Consider the following 4,822-nt stretch of genomic DNA (forward strand, 5'->3'; position numbering starts at 1 on the left):
GGAGCCTCCAAGGTTCTGTTTTTGGTTTTCTCTTGTTCTTTCATTCCCCTGGAAGACTCCCCTTCCAGAGGAATGAAAGAACAAAATTAAGTCAAAGACAACACCTTGGGGACTCCGTCCCCAAACCCCCGCTGGGAACCATGATGGTCCCCAGACCCCTGCAATAATGCACAAATGAAACAGAAAGGGAATTACCCATTCGTCCAGGCAGGAATTTTTCATCTCCCGTTTGAGGCAAGCCTGAGTATGGGAAAACGTGGGCTGATGCGGCCTTCCCTTCCCCAGAAGGACAGCAGATCCCGGACTCCTCCGCCAGTTGTTTGTTATAACGGCTCCTCTAAATGACGATTCACTCCGAAGCGGCTGCTCACCCTAGGGCGTGTTGACATTTGCCAGATTTTGGTTCCTGGCAAGGCGCAAGACGGTGAGGAAGCGGAGTGTAGCTCGCCTACATGAGCATTCCGAACCGGATTGCAACGCGGCCAGGGACCAAAAGATGGTGAATGTCAACACGCCCTACAGACTTCCCCAATATTTCCAATGGGTAGCGCCACCCCGATCTCCGGATGATGCCTTTGTTTCGACCCGTTCCGGGTTGTTGTCGGGCCTTTTCCCTCTCTCTTCGCCCCACTTCTCCCTTGCAACGCCACCAACTGCCAGTGGGTGGAGTTAACGCCACCACAGATTTCATTGGCATTTTTTGCTCCAAGCGTAACGTTGTCGAACTTTTCAGGCCGAAATCGGCTCCGGGAAGCCAAATTCGCCCCGCGACTCCTCCCTGGGGACCGGGATTTGGTCCCGCATCTCCCTCATGGTCAAGCCTGTTGGTCGCCTGCCATCCAGAATGGCTTCGATCGGGACTGCGCCGTCTTTAGCACCTCGCGCCCGGAAAAAGTGGCGCTTTCGTTGGCTGCCCGGCCGGTGCGAACCACCATTTCCGGCGCATGGATCAGGCCCGGAGAGGGTCAAGAACCCTGCCTGCCACGTCGCCGGTCGCAACGGAGGGCATCGGGCAACAGTCTTGGCCATTCTTGGTCGCGCCGCTGCAAAGGTAGCATCGATGGAGTCGGCCTGCGGGTACACGAGGATCTTCGACTCCCTGAATAGTCAAACGGCTGATGTCACCCCGGCAGAGTCGGGGGTTTACCCGGATAAATTATAAAAGCTGACATAAGGAGAGCATGATGGCCGGCCTTAAAGATAGATTATATAAGTTAAATCAAATCGGGGTCGCCTTGTCCTCCCCCATGGAACTGAATCAACTTCTGGAGCTGATTCTGACCTATGCCAAAGAGCTGACTCGCTCCGACGCGGGAACGTTGTATCTGGTTGTCGAAAAAGAGTTTCTAAAATTCGAAATCGTGCGCACCGACTCCCTCGGCATCTGCCTCGGGGGGACCGCCGGGGTGGCGTGTACCTTTCCCCTGATCTCGCTGTATCACAGCGACGGCACTGCGGATTATCGCTCGATCGTCTCTTCCTGCGTCTTGAAAAAACAAATAATCAGCATCGAAGACGCCTACTCCGCCATTGATTATGATTTTTCGAAGACCCGCCAATTTGACCGCAAAAATGGCTACCGAACCCGATCCTGTCTGACGGTACCTTTGATGATTCAGGGAGAAGAACCCGTCGGCGCCATCCAATTGATCAATGCCCTGGATGAAACCTCCGGAGAGGTGGCCGCCTTCTCCAAAGAAGATGAAAGCCTGACGGAGTCCCTGGCCTCCCAGGCGACACTCGCCATCAAAAGTCACCGCCTGCACGCCCAAATCAAGAAACAGTTGATCCATCAGGGAGGTATCGTCGAGATCCATCGCCTGGCCACAAGCCATGCCTCCTGGCAGGAGAAACTCGAAGGGATGCTGCACAAGATCGTCGAGGTGATCGGTACGCCCGCCTGCCGGGGATGCGGCCTTTTCATTCCGTCGCTGAAAGGACGCAACGGCAATCCGCAGGGCCACGACTTCTCCATCGGAATGGATTCCGCCCAGATCGAAGCGTGCCGTCAGATGGCCGCCAACCCCCATGCCCTGGCGGCGAATGGCTCATCGACCTTGCCTCCGGGCCATTTCCGGACGGGTATCGACCGGGAGAACACGAACTTCGGAATGATCTATCTGATTTTCGACGGCCAGCCCGATTCACACCGGGAATCGATCGACTTCGTGCGAACGGTCGGCGCCATTCTGGCCGGGGTGCTGGAGTGTGAATACGGCAAGGAATTGATCGCCGGCAGTGAACGATACCTGGAAACCATCCTGGATAATGCCCTGGCGGGTATCCTGGTCATCGACGCCTCGGGCCGGATCGTCAAGGCCAACGCCGCGGCACGAAAGATGTTTGGTTATACAGCCCAAGCGTGGCAGGAAGTCGTCGCCGGCTCACTGCTTTCCCAACTGAATCTGCAGCCGGTAATCTCTTCCGTCATCCAGGGGGAAAGCCCGACGGATCACGAGGGAATCCCTGTCGTCCAACGGCGGCTGCATTGCGCCTGCATCGGGGCCGATAGCCGACAGGTGTTTGTCGACATGGGACTGGTGACCGCCCTCTGGCGGGACGAAATCCGCATCACGGTGTTTCTGAACGACATCACCGCCGAAAAACACCTTCTCAAGTCACTCCAGGATACCGTGAACGTGGCGGAAATGGCCAGCAAGGCCAAAAGCGCCTTTCTGGCCAATATGAGTCACGAAATCAGAAGTCCGATGAACGCCATTATCGGCATGACCGATCTGGTGCTGACCACCTCCCTGCCGCGAGAGGAGGAACGCAGCTACCTGAACACGGTGATGAACGCCGGGCTCTCCCTGCTGGATCTGATCAACGACATCCTCGACATCTCCAAAATCGAAGCCGGTCACATGGTGCTGGAAACCATTCCGTTCGATCTGTGCGGCCGCATCGAGGACGTTTGCGAAATAATGGCCGTCAAGGCCCACCAAAAAGCGCTGGAGCTGTTTTGCGACGTGGACTGGGACCTGCCCGACACCCTGATCGGCGACCCGTTGCGCTTGAAACAGATCATGATCAACCTGATCAACAACGCCATCAAGTTCACTGCCGACGGGTTTATCGCGGTTCGGGTCGAAAAGACGAAGGCATCGGAGGACGATCTGGTCTTGCACCTGTCGGTGGCCGATACGGGGATAGGCATTCCGGAAGACAAAAAAGAGATTATCTTTCAGGATTTCACCCAGGTCGATGATTCCACCTCGCGCAAGTTCGGTGGAACCGGTTTGGGGTTGGGCATCAGCAAACATCTGGTACACATGATGGGCGGAGAGGTGTGGGTGGAAAGCACTCTCGGAGAGGGAAGCACCTTCCACTTCACCATCAGTTTTGGCATCAGCCAACGGGAAGACAACTGCCGTTCGACCTCCGACAAAGAGGAGGAGAGACAGCAAGGCAACAAACCGGTGGCGCCTCTGCTGGGGGTGCGGGTTTTGATCGTCGGCGGCTATCCGCTCGCCCGATGCATCATCGCCAGGACGGTAGCCGGGTTTGGAGGCACAAGCGAGCAGGCGGCGGATACCGTGGCCTTGCTGTCGCGGCTCAAGGCAGCGCAAGCAGCACGGAAACCCTACGATGCCCTGTTGCTCGACGAGACGTTGCTGCGGGAAGATCCTCCCCGTTTGGAGATTTTCGAATCCGGCAGCGCCTTCCGGGGCGTGCCCATCGTGCTGCTGCCCAGCAACATGAGCCTCTCCACCGTGACCGGCGCCACCTGGTTGAAAGAGTCCCTGCCGCTGAAGAAACCCGTGCGGCGTTTCCAGCTACTCAACGCCATCAACCAGGTACTGGGTCGCAAAGGCCGCGACGAAAAACAAAAAGTCAATTTCTCCATTAAACCACGGCCAGATAAGATGCCTTTGCAGATACTGCTGATCGACGATCTGGAGACCAATCAGCGGCTGGCGACTTCGATTCTGCAACAGGCGGGTCACTTTGTCACCCTGGCCAACCACGGTGGCGAGGCGTTGCAGATTCTGCGCGAGGGAAAGCAGCCTTTTGACCTGCTGTTGATGGATTTGCAGATGCCCACCATGGATGGGTTCGAGACCACCTTGCGCATTCGGGAGGCGGCTCCGGGGGAGATCCCGGATCCCCGGGTGCCGATCGTTGCCGTGACGGCCTGTGCCATGGCGTCGGAGGAGGGGCGCTGCAAAGGCATCGGCATGAACGGCTATTTGCGCAAACCGTATCGCCCGATTGAGTTGATTCAAACCATCGAACCGTTTCTCAAGCCCCGGATCGTTCCGGTCAAAAAGGTGAGTCTGGATCCGCTCGACGTTGACCGGGAGACCTTGGCGTTATCCAGGGGGGCCTTCCGGGGGGAGATCGGCGAGCTTGTGAAAGGATTGCGCCATGCCCTGGAATGCCGGAATGGCACGCATCTGGTACAGGGGGTTGCCAAGTTGGCGGTGTTGGCCATCGGGGTTGGTGCAAAGCGGATCAATAACCAGGCGATTCGTCTCAAGAGCAGTGCCGAGGCGGGGGATTGGGAGGATGTGGCGGAATTATTGGAGCGACTGGATGAGCAGGTCGCTCAGGCTCTGGAGTTATTGGATGGCGATATGGCGGGGCACTGAGGTCTGATTATTCTGCACCCACTTGACCCGGATCTTTATTGTAACTTTATCATCTTTCGCTTACCATGCCCGCCAAAAATAATCCTTTGCGCCGCGCTGCCTCAGTTTTTCCAAATGGAGCCGTTCATTCTGACGAGTCCTGATTTGGCCCCTTGACGCCCCTGGGTGACCTCTCATTCCAATTCTAAATCAATAGAGCATTAATTATCCACGGCCAAGCTGTGATTGAG

Annotated in this window: 1 protein-coding gene; it reads left to right on the top strand. The window is 56.6% G+C overall.

The genetic code is table 11. From position 1 onward, the window contains the following. Positions 1 to 1,247: 1,247 nt before the first annotated feature. Positions 1,248 to 4,592, top strand: coding sequence for a response regulator (locus tag HQL56_18240; protein MBF0311459.1), 3,345 nt, complete (start codon positions 1,248 to 1,250; stop codon positions 4,590 to 4,592). The last annotated feature ends 230 nt before the right edge of the window (positions 4,593 to 4,822 follow it).

It is taken from the genome of Magnetococcales bacterium (assembly GCA_015231925.1).
Taxonomy (GTDB): domain Bacteria; phylum Pseudomonadota; class Magnetococcia; order Magnetococcales; family JADGAQ01; genus JADGAQ01.